Annotated in this window: 10 protein-coding genes and 2 pseudogenes; 11 read left to right on the forward strand and 1 reads right to left on the reverse strand. The window is 70.6% G+C overall.

The features are described 5' to 3' along the window. Window positions 1-150: 150 nt before the first annotated feature. A pseudogene (locus ACFYOH_RS37565) lies at window positions 151-195 on the reverse strand (hypothetical protein); the annotation flags it as partial. Between the two features lie 633 nt (window positions 196-828). Here ACFYOH_RS37565 and ACFYOH_RS37570 point away from each other — a divergent pair. The 11 genes and pseudogenes from ACFYOH_RS37570 to ACFYOH_RS37620 all read left to right on the forward strand — a co-directional run bounded on the left by ACFYOH_RS37570 (window position 829) and on the right by ACFYOH_RS37620 (window position 17,513). Then, on the forward strand, window positions 829-1,251 hold the full coding sequence (locus ACFYOH_RS37570; RefSeq protein ID WP_388635249.1) for an SsgA family sporulation/cell division regulator: 423 nt from the start codon (window positions 829-831) through the stop codon (window positions 1,249-1,251). A gap of 207 nt (window positions 1,252-1,458) precedes the next feature. Further along, window positions 1,459-1,743 (forward strand): annotated as a pseudogene (locus tag ACFYOH_RS37575) (hypothetical protein); the annotation flags it as partial. Window positions 1,744-1,940: 197 nt separating this feature from the next. After that, window positions 1,941-2,348 (forward strand): hypothetical protein, encoded by a 408-nt coding sequence (locus tag ACFYOH_RS37580; protein ID WP_388635347.1) that lies wholly within the window; start codon window positions 1,941-1,943, stop codon window positions 2,346-2,348. 140 nt (window positions 2,349-2,488) lie between these two features. Further along, entirely contained in the window at window positions 2,489-2,617 is a 129-nt protein-coding gene (locus ACFYOH_RS37585; RefSeq protein ID WP_388635251.1) for a hypothetical protein, read from the forward strand. A gap of 647 nt (window positions 2,618-3,264) precedes the next feature. After that, the gene (locus ACFYOH_RS37590; protein ID WP_388635253.1) at window positions 3,265-7,437 is read left to right on the forward strand and encodes a beta-galactosidase; all 4,173 of its coding nucleotides are present in this window, start codon (window positions 3,265-3,267) and stop codon (window positions 7,435-7,437) included. A 671-nt stretch (window positions 7,438-8,108) separates the two neighbouring features. Continuing rightward, window positions 8,109-9,713, forward strand: a complete 1,605-nt coding sequence (locus ACFYOH_RS37595) for an amino acid permease (protein WP_388635255.1) — start codon at window positions 8,109-8,111, stop codon at window positions 9,711-9,713. A 62-nt stretch (window positions 9,714-9,775) separates the two neighbouring features. Continuing rightward, complete coding sequence (locus ACFYOH_RS37600) at window positions 9,776-10,687, forward strand: urea amidolyase associated protein UAAP1 (RefSeq protein ID WP_388635257.1); 912 nt, start codon at window positions 9,776-9,778, stop codon at window positions 10,685-10,687. Window position 10,688: 1 nt separating this feature from the next. After that, complete coding sequence (locus ACFYOH_RS37605; protein WP_388635259.1) at window positions 10,689-11,489, forward strand: urea amidolyase associated protein UAAP2; 801 nt, start codon at window positions 10,689-10,691, stop codon at window positions 11,487-11,489. After that, a complete protein-coding gene (gene uca, locus ACFYOH_RS37610) occupies window positions 11,486-15,079 on the forward strand; it encodes an urea carboxylase (protein WP_388635261.1) in 3,594 nt (1,197 codons plus the stop codon). Before ACFYOH_RS37605 ends, uca begins: the two co-directional genes overlap by 4 nt. A gap of 5 nt (window positions 15,080-15,084) precedes the next feature. Then, complete coding sequence (locus ACFYOH_RS37615) at window positions 15,085-16,788, forward strand: allophanate hydrolase (protein ID WP_388635349.1); 1,704 nt, start codon at window positions 15,085-15,087, stop codon at window positions 16,786-16,788. A 41-nt stretch (window positions 16,789-16,829) separates the two neighbouring features. Next, on the forward strand, window positions 16,830-17,513 hold the full coding sequence (locus tag ACFYOH_RS37620) for a TetR/AcrR family transcriptional regulator (protein WP_388635263.1): 684 nt from the start codon (window positions 16,830-16,832) through the stop codon (window positions 17,511-17,513). The last annotated feature ends 66 nt before the right edge of the window (window positions 17,514-17,579 follow it).

A 17,579-nucleotide genomic window follows, 5' to 3' on the forward strand; every position in this document is an offset into this window, starting at 1 on the left:
CCGCCATGACGGTAGGGGTGGTTGGAAGGGCAGCGACCAGCTGCGGGGTATGACGGTCAGCCGCCCCATCGCGAGCTTCGGCAGCGTGCGTCGGGGCACCGGGTACGGTGAGGCGAGCGCGGCGGCGAAAGCGGCGACCAGGTCGTGGGGGACGCCGGCGCTGAATTCGGCGCACCACGGGTATCCGGCGCCCAGGACCGGCTGCGCCCATGCCTGTCAGCCCACGAGCTTGGGACGTGGTCGGCGTCCTGTATGAGCGGCGGCTGATCTCCAGGGAGACGCTGGAAGCGTAGCCGGGGTCCGTAGCGGTAGTCCTCGGCCGGTCCACATCGCGGATCCAGCCCCCCGCGCCCAAGTCGGTCAGCACCGCTTCCGGTCCCGTGAGCTCGGCGTCGGCGCAGGACGATGGTGGGTTCTCCACCGGGCAACCGAACTGCGCCCGACCCTTTGACCAGGGAGAATGAACCACCTACCCGGCATGCCCATCATGATCGGGGCTCCCAGCCGTGCTGGGAGCCCCCGTGCTCAAGGGACAGGTCAGGCCATGCCCATGAGGCGCCAGATCTGGCGCCGGCCAACCGAGGAGCCGACCCACTGGGCGCAGCGGCGCTTGACCAGCCCGGACACGATCCCTGTCGGCGACAGGGACGCGCCCGGAGATCGAGGGCCGGCGTCCCCGACCGCCGGCCGAGTGAGTGCCGCGTCACTCATCGTGCGCTGCCGGGACCATCCGGCGCCCACGGCCTGCTGTACCGCCTCCGCCCCGCTGTCTCTTTGCCGCCGGCCGGGTGTCAGGCGCCGCCGAGCCACGCCCAGGAGCAGAAGGCGATGAAGAAGCCCTTGAAAACCGTAGAGCGGCGGGTGGCCGTGCAGCTCGTCGTCTCGCACGCCTACTCGTTGCCCCTATGCGCACGGCTGCGGTACGAACCCACTGATCCCTACGTCGTCCGTGCCCTCTCCTTCGTCGACTGTGACGAGCCGGTCGAATGGGTTCTCGGGCGAGATCTCCTGGCTGATGGCCTGAAGGGCTCAGCGGGCTGCGCGGACGTCCGGATCTGGTCGGCCGCAGGGCGGGGGGACCAGTCGATCTACATCGCCCTCGGGTCCCCCGCCGGCACCGCCTTGCTCGAGGTCCCCGTGCGGGACCTCACGTCCCTCCTTGAGAACACCGAGGCCCTGGTGCCACGAGGTACCGAGTCCGGACACATCGACTGGGACGTCGAGCTGGCGCACCTCCTCTCGCGCGGCTGACCGCCGACCATCGAGGCCCGGAAGAAGAGGAACCTGTCTTCGCCAAGAACGAACTCGCCCTAGTGGAGCGCGCGCTGAGGCGGCTCGGCGTCGAGTACGGCCAGGTGCTCCGGCTCGACCAGCCCCGGCGGCGGCCGGACGCACCTGCCGGTCGGCGTCTCCGTCACCGCCGGCATCCTGCTCACCGAGTTCCTGGAGCTGCAGGACGTGGCCACCCGCTCAACGTTCAAGACGCTGGCCGAGTACACCCAGTGCCCGTGGACCCGGCCGCAGCTCCAGGCGTACACCGTCGACACGGAGGAGGCCGAGGAGCGCTACCAGAAGGAGATCCTCGGCAAGCGGGTCTCGGTGCTGGGGCTGCTGGAGCGCTTCGAGGCGGTCGAGCTGCCGCTGGCGGTGTTCCTGGAGATGATGGGGCCGATCCGTCCCCGCTTCTACTCCATCTCCTCCGCCCCGTCGGCCAACCCGCGCCATGTGCGCCTGATCGTCGGCCCGCTGGTAGGCCCGGCGCTGTCCGGCGACGGCCAGTACCGCGGCACCTGCTCCTCCTACACCGCGGGCCTTGAGCCCGGGGACGTCGTGTACGGCTATGTCCGCGTGCCCTCCCCGACGTTCGCCCCGCCGGCCGGCCCCGCCACTCCCCTGATCCTCATCGGCCCGACACCGGCATCGCGCCGCTGCGCGGCTTTCTGGAGGAGCGGGCCCGGCAGCACGAGAACGGCACCGAGGTCGGTTTGTCGCAGGCCGTTGTCGGCTGCTGCCACCCGGAGAACGACTACTTCTACCGTCAGAAGATGCAGGACTGGGAGCCGGCCGGGATCGCGCAGGTGCACACCGCCTTCTCCGCGGTGACCGGCCACCCGGCCCGGTTCGTGCAGAACGCCATCGCCAATGCGGCCGACACGGTGTGGCAGGCCATCGAGGACGGCGCGTACATCTACGTCTGCGGTGACGGCCGCCGTATGGCACCCGCCGTCCGCGAAGCCCTCGCCGAAATAGACCCTTGCGGGGGGCGGCCTCCTCGACCTCTCCTCCATCACCGCTCTCGGCCTTGCCGGCGATCTTCAGCGCTGTGTCATAGGACTGGTAGCCCTTGAGCACGTCGAGGATGTTGCCCCCCTCGATCGCCTGCTTCATCGAGTACAGGTGGAACTCGCGCGGCTTCCCGTCAACACCCTTGAGGCCGAACAGCTCCAGCGTCTTGTTCTTCGGCGTCGCAGTGAAGGCGAAGTAGGAGATGTTCTCCGACTCGGCCCGCTCGGTCATCTCCGAGGCCGGCACCGACTCCACATCGACCTCGCCGCCCTCCTCGATCTCCTTGATCTCCTCGGCCGTGAGCACCTGCTTCAGCTTCGAGGAGATCTGACCCGACTGGGAGGAGCGCGCCTCATCGGCAATGACGGCGAACCGCTTGCCCTTCAGGCCAGCATCAGTCCGGATCTCGTTCAACGCATGCGGGAAGGTCTGCACCGTCACCGCGATGATTAGCTCACCGTTCTTCAAGGCCTGCGCCAGCAGACCCGACTTCGACTTCGCTCCGGCCTTGCGGACGGCCTCGGGGCTGAGCGTTCGTCACACGCAGCTAGGCCAGTCGCAGCAGCACGATCGATCATGTTCCCGCAGGGTTGGGCACTCGCCAGAGCCCCGACCGAGCACGCGGGCAGCCGACCCGCGGAACCCGCATACCGCCTCTCACCTGCATGGATGAGGTTTTCGGCAGGGGAACCGCCTGGGCGCACGGCGCGCGTGCCGAACACGAAGCCATCCATATGCCCCCTGGGAAAACGTGCGCGACCTCGGCATCTCGGCGCAATGCCCACCCCACTCCGCGCCGTTCGACAGCCGAGTCCCGTGACGAGGGGTCAGTGGACGGCCGGGCGTACGGCTTTCAGGCCAACCCTGCCGCCTCAACCGCCTACTGCCGACCCATTGTGTTGAGCCTTGTGCCCCTTTACTGTTCGACTTTGCCTGAGTCTGTTTGATGATGATTACTCAGGCGGTATGGAGGCCGTAGTGCGGAGTAATCGGATCGGTACAGAAACTGCGAGACCCAGTCGCCGTCGGTGGTGGAGGGCGGTCCTCGCGACGGCCGCGACCATCGCGCTGGCCGCGGGCTTGACCGCGCCCGCGGCGGCGGAAGATGTGGGCGGGCAGACGCCCACCGCCGCGTCTGCCGTCAGTCCCCGGGCGCACACGGTGAGTCTCGACGGCTACTCGTTCCTCGTCGACGGCAAACGCACCTACCTGTGGTCCGGCGAGTTCCACTACTTCCGGCTCCCGAGTCCGGATCTGTGGCGCGACATCTTCCAGAAGATGAAGGCCGCCGGGTTCAACGCCACCTCGTTGTACTTCGACTGGGGATACCACTCGCCGAAGCCGGGTGTGTACGACTTCAGCGGCGTGCGTGACGTCGACAAGCTGCTCGACATGGCCCAGGAGGCCGGGCTCTACGTGATCGCGCGCCCGGCGCCGTACATCAACGCGGAGGTCGACAGCGGTGGCCTGCCCGGTTGGATGACCACCAAGGCCGGGCACAACCGAAGTGACGACCCGCAGTTCCTGAAGTACGCGGACGAGTGGCTGACGCAGATCGACCGGATCATCGCCCGCCACCAGCTCACCAACGGCACCGGGTCGGTCATCGCCTACCAGGTCGAGAACGAGTACTACAACGGCTCGGCCGCCGGCCGCTCCTACATGAAGCACTTGGAGGACAAGGCCCGCGCCGACGGCATCACGGTACCGCTGACCGGCAACAACAACGGCACCTTCAACTCCGGTACCGGCGCCCTGGATGTCGACGGACCGGACTCCTACCCGCAGGGCTTCAACTGCTCGAACCCCTCGAAGTGGAACGGCGTCCCCGACATCAGCTACGACCATCCGGACGGCAAGCCGCTGTACTCGCCGGAGTTCCAGGGCGGCGCCTTCGACCCCTGGGGCGGGCCGGGCTACGACAAGTGCGCCCAACTGATCAACGACCAGTTCGCCGACGTGTTCTACAAGCAGAACATAGCCGTCGGCGCTACCGCGCAGAGCTTCTACATGACCTACGGCGGCACCAACTGGGGCTGGCTCGGCATGCCGGAGAACTACACGTCCTACGACTACGGGGCCGCGATCCGCGAGAACCGCCAGCTCGATCCGAAGTACTACGAGGACAAGCTGATCGGGTACTTCACGCAGTCGGTCGCCCCGCTGACCAAGACCGATGCCATCAAGGCGACGCCGCCGGATGACTCCGCGGTCATCGACACCGCCCGGATGAACCCCGACACCAAGACGCAGTTCCACGTCCTGCGGCACGGGAACTCCACGTCCACGGCGGTCGACAAGACCCACATCTCGCTGGACTTCAACGCCCAGCCGTCCGCCGACACCACCTACACCTGGGACGACCCCGACTCCGCGCTGCAGTACGCCGGTTCGTGGTCGCACGTCGCCGACCAGAGCTACACCGGCGGCGACTACAAGCACACCGAGTCGTTCTCCAACCAAGCCGGTGACTCGGTCACCGTCCCCTTCGACGGCACCGCCATCCGCTGGATCGGTTCGAAGACCAACAACCACGGCTACGCCGACGTCTACCTCGACGGCACCAAGGTGGCCACGGTCGACGACTCCGGCGGCGAGAACCAGGCGGTGGTCTTCCAGAAGACCGGACTGACGTCCGGGGCGCACACGCTGAAGATCGTCGTCGACGGGACCCACAGCTCAGGCTCGACGGACAACTACGTGTCCATCGACGCCATCGACGTTCCGACTGTCGCCAACGCGACGCCGACCTACCCGGTCGTGCCGCAGCAGCCGGGCACCGCGATCACGCTCGACGGGCGCGACTCACACGTGATCGTGGCGAACTACCGGCTCGGGGACTCGCGGCTGCAGTACTCGACGTCGGAGCTCATGACCCACGCGACCATCGGCGACCGGGACGTCGCCGTGCTCTACGGCGACCACGGCAGCGACGGCGAGACCTTGCTGCGCTACTCCTCCAAGCCCACCGTGACCACCAGCGGCGGCACGGTCACGACCACCTGGGACGCGGCCACCGGTGACCTGCGGCTGAACTACACGCACAAGGGCTTGATCCGCATCGGCATCAGCGGCGGCGGAGCACGCCCGCTGCTGATGCTCGTGGGCGACAAGGCCACGGCGGAGACGTTCTGGCGTCAGGACACGGCGGCCGGCCCGGTGCTCGTGCGTGGCACCCACCTGCTGCGGACGGCGACCAGCCTGGACGACGGGCACACCGTGGCGCTGACTGGCGACAACGCCGACGACAAGGACATCGAGGTGTTCACCTCCGCCGACCACGTCACCTGGAACGGCAAGGCATTGGACACCCAGGCCACCGACACAGGAAGCCTCACCGGGAAGATCCCGGTGGCCGCCCCGATACACCTGCCGGCGCTGACGAACTGGAAGCACGCCGAGGAGTCCCCGGAAGCGGCCCCCGGTTTCGACGACTCCAGCTGGCAGGTGGCCGACGAGGCGACCACCAACAGCGTCTCCGGCATCAACTCGCTGCCCGTGCTCTACGCGGACGACTACGGTTTCCACACCGGCAACACGTGGTACCGCGGCCGCTTCCGCGCCACCGGCAAGGAGACCGGCATACACCTGGTCTCGGACTCCGGCGGCAAGGCGCAGGCGTTCTCCGCCTGGTTCAACGGCACCTTCCTGGGCAGCTCCACCACAGGCAGCGCCGACTTCGCCTTCCCGGCCGGTTCGGTCAAGTCGAAGGGTGACAACGTCCTCTCCGTGCTCACCGTGAACATGGGGCACGAGGAGGACTACAACTCGACCAACGGCAACAAGACCGCGCGCGGCCTGACCAGCGCCTCCCTCGTCGGGGCACCGCTGACCCCCGTCACCTGGCGGCTGCAGGGCGTACGAGGCGGTGAGGACCTGCAGGACACGGTGCGCGGCCCGCTCTCTACGGGCGGCCTGTACGGCGAGCGGGCCGGCTGGTCCCTCCCGGGTTACCCCGACGAGAACTGGAACCGGGTGTCCCTGCCGACGACCGACACCCGTCCCGGGGTCTCCTGGTACCGCACCGACGTCAACCTGGACCTGCCGCACGGCCAGGACACCTCGCTCGGTCTGACGTTCACCGACGACCCGTCACGCAAGTACCGTGCCACGATCTTCGTGAACGGCTGGCAGGTCGGCAACTACGTCAACTACCTCGGCCCGCAGAGCACGTTCCCGGTGCCCAACGGGATCCTGAATCCCAACGGGAGCAACAGCATCGCCATCGCCGTGTGGAACCTGGCCGGCAGCTCCGGCGGGCTCGGCAAGGTGTCGCTCACCAACTACGGCAGCTATGCGTCGTCCCTGCGGGTCGCGCAGAACGACAGCCCCCGCTACGACCACCGGAAGTACGCGATGCCGAAGCGTCCGGGAGTGGATGCCACCCTGGACGTGCCGAACACCGCCCAGTCAGGACAGGCCTTCACGGCCAAGGCGACGGTGCGGGTGCCGGCGGACGCGCCGTCCGCTTCCCGGCTGACGGCCTCGCTCTCCGCACCCGACGGCTGGAGCGTGAGCGCCACAAGCCCCACGTCGGTCGAGCGCCTGCAACCCGGCGAATCGGCCACCTTCACCTGGAAGGTCCAGCCGCCAAGCGGGACGCTGCCCTCCGCCTCCGCACTCACGGCCACGGTGCACTACCTGCAGAACGCACGGCAGTCCGCCGCCGGTGACGAGCGCGTCGTCGGCGGAATCCCGCCCGCTCCACCGGCCGGGAAGAGCGCGGTGAGCGACCTGCCGTTCCTGTCGTCCACCAACGGGTGGGGCCCGGTGGAGCGCGACACCAGCGTCGGCGAGCAGGCGGCCGGAGACGGCCGTCCGATCAGCATCGCCGGCGTCCCTTACACCAAGGGCCTGGGCACCAACTCCGTCAGCGACGTCGAGCTCTACCTCGCCGGAAACTGCTCCCGGTTGACGGCGGACGTCGGTGTCGACGACGAGACGAACGGTGCGGGAACGGTGACGTTCTCCGTGATCGCCGACGGCAAGACCTTGGTGACCACACAGACGCTCCGCGGCAAACAGGCTGCGGTGCCGATCGACGTCGACGTCAGCGGCGCCCAGGTGGTCGACCTCAAGGTCGGTGACGCCGGCGACGGCAACGGCAACGACCACGGCGACTGGGCGATGCCGACGCTGACGTGCAGCTGACGGACGACAGGGGCACGGGCCTGCAGTAGCCGGAAAACCCAGGGAGCCAGGGGCGTCGCAACCACCCGCGACGCCCCTGGCTGTGACCGGGTGGGCCGGGACGGTTCGGATGAAGGCGGAACCGAGCCCTCTGACGGACTGGCTGAACGACCCGGGGTTGACCACGACCAGGTAGACCTTGCCTGACTTGCTGTCCTTGGTCGCGACGGTGTTGATACCGCCGACACCGGTGTACGTGGCTCCCGGTCACCCGGTCACAGTGATGGCCGGCGAGCGGGTCTGCTGCACGTAGTAGCTGGGCGCGCCATAGCTGGTCAGTGCGTCGTTTGGCCATGCGCTGCGCAGTGACCGCGAGCGCCGCCCGGGAGAAATCCTGGAGATGATCTTGCCATCAGGCTCCTGGGCCTACGCCGGAGGCCAACGCTCACCAACGCGACGACCAGAGCCCCGGTCGGTCGCCGAGACCGGAGGAGACGCGGGAGCTGATCCTGCGTCTCGCGCGGGAGCATCCGCTGTGGGGACACCGCAGAGTGCTGGCACGCGGTCATCTCCGAGGCGGGCCCGCGGATACACGAAGTTAACTTCCCAGACTCGGGTGTGAGACCGGTCCGGCCGACGATCGCAATACCTATCAAGCGACAGGTATCTGTCGACCGATCGGAGGTGCGGCGATGAGCCGGCCCGAACTCCCCCTTGCCCAGGACCCTGACGGCGGTGGCACGACCGGCCACGCCCTCTTCGGCTACCAGCAGGAACTCCGCCGCGGCGTGGGCGGCTTCGCGTCGTTCGCCGCGGGGTTCTCCTTCGTGTCGATCCTCACCACCGTCTTCCAGCTGTTCGGGCTGGGCTTCGGTCTCGGCGGCGCGGCGTTCTTCTGGACCTGGCCGCTGGTCTTCGCGGGCCAACTGCTGGTCGCGCTGTGTTTCGCCGAACTGGCCGCGCGCTGGCCCATATCCGGGGCGATCTACCAGTGGTCGAGCCGGCTGGCCGGCACCACGACGGGCTGGTTCGTCGGCTGGATCATGATCATCGGGCAGATCCTCACGGTCGCGGCGGCCGCGATCGCGGCACAGGCGGTGCTGCCGGGCATCTGGTCCGGGTTCCAGATCGTCGGCGGTCCGGGCGCCGATCCGTCGGTGGGCTCCCCGACCGGCGCGCAGAACGCCGTCCTGCTGGGATGCGTCCTGCTGGTCATCACCACAGTGGTGAACATCCTGGGCATCCGCCAGATGGCCGCCGCCACCAGCTTCGGCGTCACGGTCGAGATCATCGGCGTGCTCGCACTGGTGCTGATCCTGTTCTTCCTGCCCGAGCGGGGTCCACAGGTGGTGGCCCACCCCACCGGTTGGGCCGGCCACGGCGGCTACTTCGGGGCCCTTCTCGCGTCCTCACTGATGGCGGCGTACGTGATGGTCGGCTTCGACTCGGCGGGCGAGTTGGCGGAGGAGACCCACAGCCCGCGCCGGACCACCCCCCGGACCATCCTGCGGGCCCTGATCACCTCGGGTGTCGGCGGCGCGTTGCTGATCCTGTCGGGGTTGATGGCGGCGCGCAGCCTGACCGACGGAAAGCTGGCGGCCGGTGGTCTGTCCTGGGTGCTCACCGACCGGCTCGGCGGGGTTCTGGGCCGACTGCTGCTGTGTTGCGTGGCGGTCGCGGTGTTCGCCTGCACCCTGGCCGTGCAGACCTCCGGGGCGCGGATGATGTACTCCATGGCCCGCGAAGGCGCCCTGCCTTTCCACCGGCACCTCGGCAAGGTATCGGCCCGCACCGGTACGCCGATCACCACGTCGATCGTGGTGGGCGTCGGCGCCGCGATCGCGCTCGTGGTCAACATCCGCCAGTCGGCGATCTTCACCGCCCTCTCCAGCCTCTGCATCGCCCTGCTGTACCTGGCCTATCTGGGCGTGACGGTGCCGCTGCTCGTCACCCGGATCCGGCAGCGGGACAGCGGCGGGCTGCCGGTGGGCGTCGACGAGACCGGCCGGCCCCTGTTCTCGCTGGGCCGCTGGGGAGTGGCGGTCAACGCGATCGCCGTGCTCTACCAGGCCGGTATGACGGTCAACCTGATCTGGCCCCGTGCGGAGATCTACGACCTCACCGGCGGCACGTGGTGGCTGCGGTGGAGCGCCCTGCTGTTCATCGGGCTCAGCCTGGCCGCCGGTGCCGGCTACTTCCTCGCCCGCCGGCTGCACCGCCGTATCGAGCTGAGGCACGTACCGCACACGCACACCGAGCCGACCCTCGACGCGCAGGCCGTCGCCGAGCCCGCCTGAGGGCCCGCGTGACACGAGCGGACGCACCGTTGACGTACCGACGAAGGGACGACGGGACATCCATGACCACCACCGAGAGCTCGACCGCCGGGCCCCCACGCGGCCGCTGCACGACCGGGCAGACGCCCACGCGCGCCCGTGATCTGCACCTGACCGACAGTGTCCACAGTGCCCGCGACGACGCCCGCGCCCAGGGCGGGCAGGCCGGCGCGTGGATGCCGTACCTGCCGGCGTCGGACAGCCCGTACTGCCCACCGGGGGTGGACGCGACCGCCTTGGTATGGGCGGAGACGGTGGCACCCGGCGGCTACACGCACAAAATCCTTGCCCGCGGCACACGGCTTCGCTTCGACGACCCGAGCGGTGACGCCTGCGCCCACCTGCTGCTCTTCAACGCCCTGGAGCCGGTGGAGCGGCTCAACGTCGCCGACACCCAGAAGGTGCCCTGGCAGGCCTATCCGGGCCAGGACCACCCGCTGCTCTCCGGCGACGGCCGGATCCTGGCGGTGGTCAGCGCCGACTCCTCCGGCCGGCACGACGCCTTCTGCGGCACCACCACCGACGCCTGGAACGAGCGCAAGTACGGTGACGCCCGCCCCGAGGGGCCGTCGCCGTCCGGCCGCGGGCTCTTCCTCAAAGCGGCCGCCAAGCACGGTCTGAGCCGGCGCGACCTGCCACCCAGCCTGTCTTTCTTCCAGGGCGTGCGCGTCGAAGCGGACGGCACCCTGGCCTGGCAGGGCAGCGCGGGGGCGGGCACGCATGTCGAACTCGTCGCGGAGATGCCCCTGTTGGTACTGGTCGCCAATGTCGCCCATCCGCTGGACCCTCGTCCCGGCTATGTGGTCGGCCCACTGCGGGTGCACGCCTGGCGCGGTGCCCCGACCGGCCCCGGCGAGCCGCGGTTCACCGCCACTCCGGAACTGCACCGGGCCTACCTCAACACCGTCGACTACTGCGAAGCCCGGGGGCTGTGACATGGCGAGCACGCGGACCGAGACCAGGCCCGTCAACTACCCGACCGCCGCCGACGGCACGGTCGCCTCCACCGTCCCCGTGGGCGCCGTGTACGCGGAGGGATCTCCCCTGGACCGGGGAGCGAGCCTGGTCGAGGGCGCCGTGGTCCTGGACGAGACGGTGGCCCCCAACGCGCCCTGGTCGGCGGTGGTGCGGACGGGACACGTCCTGACGATCGTCGACGTCGGCGGCAACCAGTCGGCCGACTGTCTGCTCTACAACGCCGACGATCCCGAGGAGCGCTACAGCGTCCCCGACACCCTGGCGTGGCAGGGCAACGCCTATGTGCGCACCGGCACCGTGCTGCGCAGCTGCGAGGGCCGCCCGTTGATGACCGTCGTCGCCAACGAGGTCGACCGCCAGGACACCATCGGCGGCGCGTGCGGCAAGGAGTCCAACACCCTGCGCTACGGCCATCATGTGATGTTCCAGCACGGCTGCCGCGAGAACTTCCTCGCCGAGGCCGGCCGGCGTGGCCTCGGGGTGCGGGACATCGTCTCCAACCTCAACTGGTTCATGAACGTGCCCGTCGAGGCAGACGGCGCGCTGGGCATCGTGGACGGCATGTCGGCGCCGGGCCGCCGGGTCGCGGTGCGCGCCGAGACGGATGTGCTGGTGATGGTGTCCAACTGCCCGCAGATGAACAACCCGTGCAACGACTTCAACCCCACTCCGCTGCGGATGATCGTCGTGGAGCCGGCACCGGTCGACGTCGACGCACGGTCCGCGCACGCCGCTCGCACCGCGAAGGAGGGCGCGTGATCCGCCCGACCGCCGTTCTCGTCGCCAACCGCGGTGAGATAGCCCGCCGTGTGATCCGCACCGCCAGGAGGATGGGCCTGGGCACCGTCGCAGTCTTCTCCGACGCCGACCGGGCCGCCCCGCACGTCCGCGAGGCCGACCGCGCGGTCCGCCTCGGTCCGGCGCCCGCCCGCGCGTCGTATCTGCGCGGGGAGGCGATCATCGAGGCCGCGCTCGCCCATGGCGCGGGCATCATCCACCCCGGCTACGGCTTCCTCTCCGAGAACACCGCCTTCGCCCGTGCCGTGGAGGAGGCCGGTCTGCGTTTCGCGGGACCGACCGCCGACCAGATCACCGCCTTCGGCGAGAAGCACACCGCGCGCGCCCTGGCCAAGGCCGCCGGAGTGCCGCTGCTGGCCGGGACGGAACTGCTGGCAAGCGCCGAGGAGGCCGTCACCGCGGCCTCCTCGATCGGGCTGCCCGTGATGGTCAAGGCCACCGGCGGTGGCGGCGGCATCGGCATGCAGGCCTGTGCCACCGCCGACGAGGTACGCGAGGCCTTCGCCCGCGTCGCGGCGCTCGCGGAGTCCAACTTCGGGTCCGCCGGGGTCTTCCTGGAGCGCCTCGTGCGCCCCGCCCGCCATGTCGAGGTGCAGGTCTTCGGCGACGGCACCGGCCGGATCGCCGTCTTCGGCGATCGGGACTGCTCGTTGCAGCGCCGCAACCAGAAGGTGATCGAGGAGGCCCCGGCCCCGGCCCTGCCTCCGCATGTGCGGGCACTGCTGCACGACTCCTCGCGCCGGCTGCTCGCCTCGGTCGGCTACCGGGGCGCGGGGACCGTGGAGTTCGTCTACGACCCCGTGCGCGAGGAGGCCGCCTTCCTGGAGGTCAACACCCGCCTCCAGGTCGAGCACCCGGTGACCGAGGAGGCGTACGGCGTCGACCTCGTCGAACTCATGCTCGTCCTGGCCCGCGACGGCCGGGTCGAGGACGCGGTGTTCGAGCGGGAGTGGACGCCCTCCGGCCATGCCGTGGAGGCTCGCGTCTACGCCGAGGATCCCGGCAAGGACTCGCTGCCGTCCTCGGGCCTGATCACCCGGGCGGTCTTCCCCGGCCAGGGCGCCGACAACATGCCCGGCGTGCGCGTCGACGGCTTTGCCGAAACCGGTCTGGAGGTCTCGCCGTACTACGACCCCATGCTCGCCAAGGTGATCGCGAAGGGCCCCGCCCGGGAGGCCGCGTTCGACGTGCTCGGCCAGGCCCTGGCCGCGAGCCGGGTCGACGGCATCGTCACCAACCTGGGCCTGCTGCGCGAGCTGACCTCGCGGGGCGAGGTGCGCGAGGCCGTGCACAGTACCAGCACGCTCGCCACCACGGCCGACCCCGGGCCGCGCATCGACGTCCTGGTGCCGGGCGCGATGACCACCGTCCAGGACCTTCCGGGCCGGCTCGGCTACTGGCACGTGGGCGTGCCGCCGAGCGGCCCCTTCGACGCCGTCTCCTTCGCCGAGGCCAACCTGGCCGTCGGCAACCCGGCCCAGGCCCCTGGCCTGGAGGTCACCGCGGGCGGTCTGAGCCTGCGCTTCTCGGCCGCCACCGTGGTCGCCGTCACCGGCGCTCCCGTCCCGGTCACGGTGGACGGCAGCGCGGCAGCCCTGTGGGAGCCGGTCACGGTCGCGGCCGGCGCCACCCTGGTGCTCGGTGCCTGCCGGGGACCGGGCCTGCGCAGCTATGTGGCGGTCCAGGGCGGTATCGACGTACCCGAATACCTGGGCAGCGCCTCGACGTTCACCCTCGGTGGCTTCGGCGGGCACGCCGGGCGGGCGTTGCGCGCCGGAGACGTACTGCGGCCCGGAGCTTCGGCGACGGCCGGTGGCGGCCCGATCCCGCCCGAGCGCCGGCCGGAGATCACCTCGCACTGGCACATCGGTGTCACCGAAGGGCCGCACGCGGCGCCCGAGTTCTTCACCCGTGCTGACATCGACACCCTCTACGCCACCGACTACAAGGTGCACCACAACTCGGCCCGCACCGGCGTCCGCCTGATCGGGCCCAAGCCGCGGTGGGCCCGCCAGGACGGCGGTGAGGCGGGCCTGCACCCCTCCAACATCCACGACACGCCATACGCGGTGGGAGCCCTGGACTTCACCGGCGACACGCCGATCATCCTGGGCCCCGACGGTCCGTCCCTCGGCGGTTTCGTCTGCCCCGCGGTGGTCGCCAGCGGCGAACTGTGGAAACTCGGCCAGCTCCGCCCCGGCGACACCGTCCGCTTCGTACCGGTCAGGGAAGCCGAGGCGGCCGCCCTCGATGCCCGCCGCTCCTCCCCCACGCTGATCAGCACGGGCGGAGACGGCGACGACGGCGTACTCGGCCGCCTGGAGGCCACCGATGCCCGCCCCGCCGTCACCTACCGCCGGGACGGCGACGACAACGTCCTGGTCGAGTACGGCCCCATGGTCCTCGACCTCGGCCTGAGGATGCGGGTCCACGCCCTGCAGGAGACTCTCGCCGGCCACGCGCCCGACGGCATCCTCGACGTCACCCCGGGCATCCGCTCCCTCCAGATCCACACCGATGCCCGGCGGCTGAAGGCCCGTGACCTCACCGCCCTGCTGCGCGAGCTGGAGGACGAAGTCCCGCCCAGCGACGAACTGGTGGTCCCCTCCCGCACGGTGCGGCTGCCGCTCAGCTGGGACGACCCGGCCACCCGGCTCGCCATCGAGCGGTACATGGCCGGGGTGCGCGACGACGCCCCGTGGTGCCCGTGGAACATCGAGTTCATCCGCCGCGTCAACGGCCTTCGGACCGCCGACGACGTCTACCGCACCGTTTTCGACGCCTCCTACCTGGTGCTCGGCCTCGGCGACGTCTATCTCGGCGCCCCCGTCGCCACCCCGCTCGACCCACGGCACCGCCTGGTGACCACCAAGTACAACCCGGCCCGCACCTGGACCGCGGAGAACTCCGTCGGCATCGGTGGCGCCTACCTCTGCATCTACGGCATGGAAGGTCCCGGCGGCTACCAGTTCGTCGGCCGCACCGTGCAGATCTGGAACCGGTTCCGCAAGGGCGGCCTGTTCCAGGACTCGCCGTGGGCGCTGCGCTTCTTCGACCGCATCGAGTGGTATCCCGTCACCGCGGAGGAACTGCTCGAACTGCGGGCCGAGACGGACGCCGGGCGCGGTGACTTCGCGACCGAGGAGGGCACCTTCTCGATCGCGGAGTACAACGCCTTCCTCGCCGCGGAGGCCGACTCGATCGCCGCGTTCCGCCGGCGGCAGAGCACCGCCTTCGAGGCCGAGAAGGAACGCTGGCGAGCCGCGGGAGAGTTCGACCGCGTCGACGATCCCGAACCCGTGACCGCCACTGCTGACGTCACCCTGCCGGACGGGGCGGTCCCCGTCACCGCGCCGTACACCGCCACCGTCTGGCAGATCGCCGCCGAGCCGGGCGCCACCATCGCGAGCGGCGATGCGATCCTCTCCCTGGAGGCGATGAAAATGGAGTCCAAGGTGAACGCCCCCACCGCCGGGACACTGCTGGAGATCTACGTCAAGCCCGGTGAACAGGTCGCCCCCGGCCAGGTCCTCGCGGCGGTGCGGGCATGAACGCCATGACACCGGCCGCACGCGTCCAGGCCGCCTACGACCGGATCAAGGACATCGGCCGGCCCGAGATCTGGATCCACCTCAGGCCGCGCGAGGAGGTGCTCGCCGAGGCGGCCGGTATCGACCCGGCGCTGCCGCTGGCCGGCCTGGTGGTGGCCGTCAAGGACAACATCGACGTCGCCGGGCTCCCCACCACCGCGGGCGCCCCGTCGTACGCCTACGAACCGCAGGCCGACGCGCCGGCGGTGGCGCGGCTGCGCGCGGCCGGCGCTGTGGTGCTCGGCAAGAGCAACCTGGACCAGTTCGCCACCGGCCTGGTCGGCACCCGCAGCCCCTACGGCGCGGTGCGCAACGCCTGGGACGCGGCCCGCATCTCCGGCGGGTCGTCCTCCGGATCCGCCGTCGCGGTGGCGCTGGGCATAGCTGACATCGCGCTCGGCACCGACACGGCCGGCTCCGGGCGGGTGCCCGCCGCCCTCAACGGCATCGTCGGCGTCAAGCCCACCAAGGGTCTAGTGCCCGTGACCGGGGTGGTCCCCGCCTGCTACACCCTCGACTGCGTGACCGTCTTCGCCCGCGACCTGCAACTCGCCCGCACCGCCGCGGAGTTCGTCGAGGGCCCCGACCCGGCCGACCCGCTCTCCCGCACCGGCACCCAGCTTCCGCCGCCCCCCGCGCGCCCGCGGATCGCCGTACCGGCCGGGGAGCATCTGAAGGGCATGGCCGGCGGCTGGCGCGAGGCCTTCGACGCCGCCGTCGCCCGCCTGGCGAGCACCGGGGCGGAGATCGTCGAAACCGACATCACCCCGCTGCTTCAGGCCGCGGAACTGCTGTACGGCGGCGCGTTCGTCGCCGAGCGGTACGCCGCCGTGGGCGCGCATCTGGAGAAGCACCGCGACCTGATCGGGGCGGACCTCGATCCGACCGTCGCCGCCATCGTGCTGGCAGGCCGGGAGAGGACCGCCGCCGACTGGGCCGCCGACGCCGCCAGGCTCGCCGCGCTCGGTGCCGCCGGACGCGCGGTGCTGGACGGCTGTGCAGCTCTCCTGACCCCGACCACCACCTGGCATCCCACCCTTGAGGAGGTGGCGGCCGACCCGGTCGGCGCCAACGCCCGGTTGGGGCGGTTCACCAACTTCGCCAACCTGCTGGACTGCGCCTCGATCGCCGTTCCCGCCGGGTTCGTGGACGGCCTGCCGTTCGGCGTGATGTTCACCGGACCGGCCTTCTCCGACCGCGCCCTGGCCGCGCTGGCCGAGCGGTTCGCCAACCCGCGGCTCGACCTGTTCGTGGTCGGCGCCCATCTCACCGGTCAGCCCCTCAATGCCCAGTTGGTGCAAGCCGGCGCCACACTGGTCGGCCCGGCCCGCACCGCAGGCGGCTACCGGCTGTACGCCCTGGCCACCGAGCCGCCCAAGCCCGGCTTGCTCCGGGTCACCGAGGGCGGCCGGGACGCCGGCGCCGGGGCGGGTCACGACACGGCGTCAGGCGGCGACGCGCGGCCGGGCGTCGAGGGCGAGATCTGGCGGCTGCCCGCCGCCGGTTTCGGGGCGTTCACCGCCGCCGTGCCCGCGCCGATGACCATCGGCACCGTCGAACTGGCCGACGGGCGGCACGTCTGCGGCTTCCTCGTCGAGCCGTACGCCGTCGAGGGCGCGCCCGACATCACCCGCTTCGGTGGCTGGCGGGCGTACACGGCGTCCGCGTGACCGAAGGCCGCAGGGCGGACACCTGGTGGCAGGATGGGGTCATGACGACGACGCGTCCCCGTCAAGGCAGGCCCCGGCACACGCCGCCGTCCGACCCCGGCACCTCCGCCCGGGAACAGATCCTCGACGCCGCCGGGGCGCTCTTCGTCGACCATGGGATCACCAGCACCAGCACCCGCATGATCGCCGAGCGGGTCGGCATCAGGCAGGCCTCGCTCTACTACCACTTCGCCACCAAGGAGGAGATCCTCGCCGAGCTGCTGGCGACGTCCGTGCGGCCCAGTCTGCAGATGGTGGACCGGATCCGGGCACTGGTGCCCGAGCGGGCGAATCCGGCCGCCGCGCTGTACGCCGTGGCCGCGATGGACGTACGCACCCTCTCCCGCACTCCGTACAACATCGGCACGCTCTATCTGCTGCCGGAGGTGCAGGCCGAGCGGTTCGACGCCTTCCGGGCCGAGCGGGGCCGTCTGCAGTCGAGCTACGGCGCGCTGGGCGCCCTGGCGGCGACCGAGGACGTCGCACGCGGCCTGCCCGCCGAGCGGCTCGGTGAACTGCTGATCCAGCTGGTGGAGGTCGTGATCCAGATACGGCGGTCCCGTGAGCCGGATGCGGCGGACACCGAGGCCATCGCGTCGTCGTGCCTGCGCCTGTGCGGGCTAGGAGAGCCGGCGGTGGCCGCCGCCCGGGAGGAGGGCCGAACGCTGCTGAGCAGCCTGGACTGACTGCCGGCCCACCGCACACCCTCCAGCGCCGCCATGCAGCACCCTCGATGCCCTCCGCGTCCACGA

Source organism: Streptomyces sp. NPDC007856 (assembly GCF_042868225.1).
Lineage (GTDB): Bacteria > Actinomycetota > Actinomycetes > Streptomycetales > Streptomycetaceae > Streptomyces.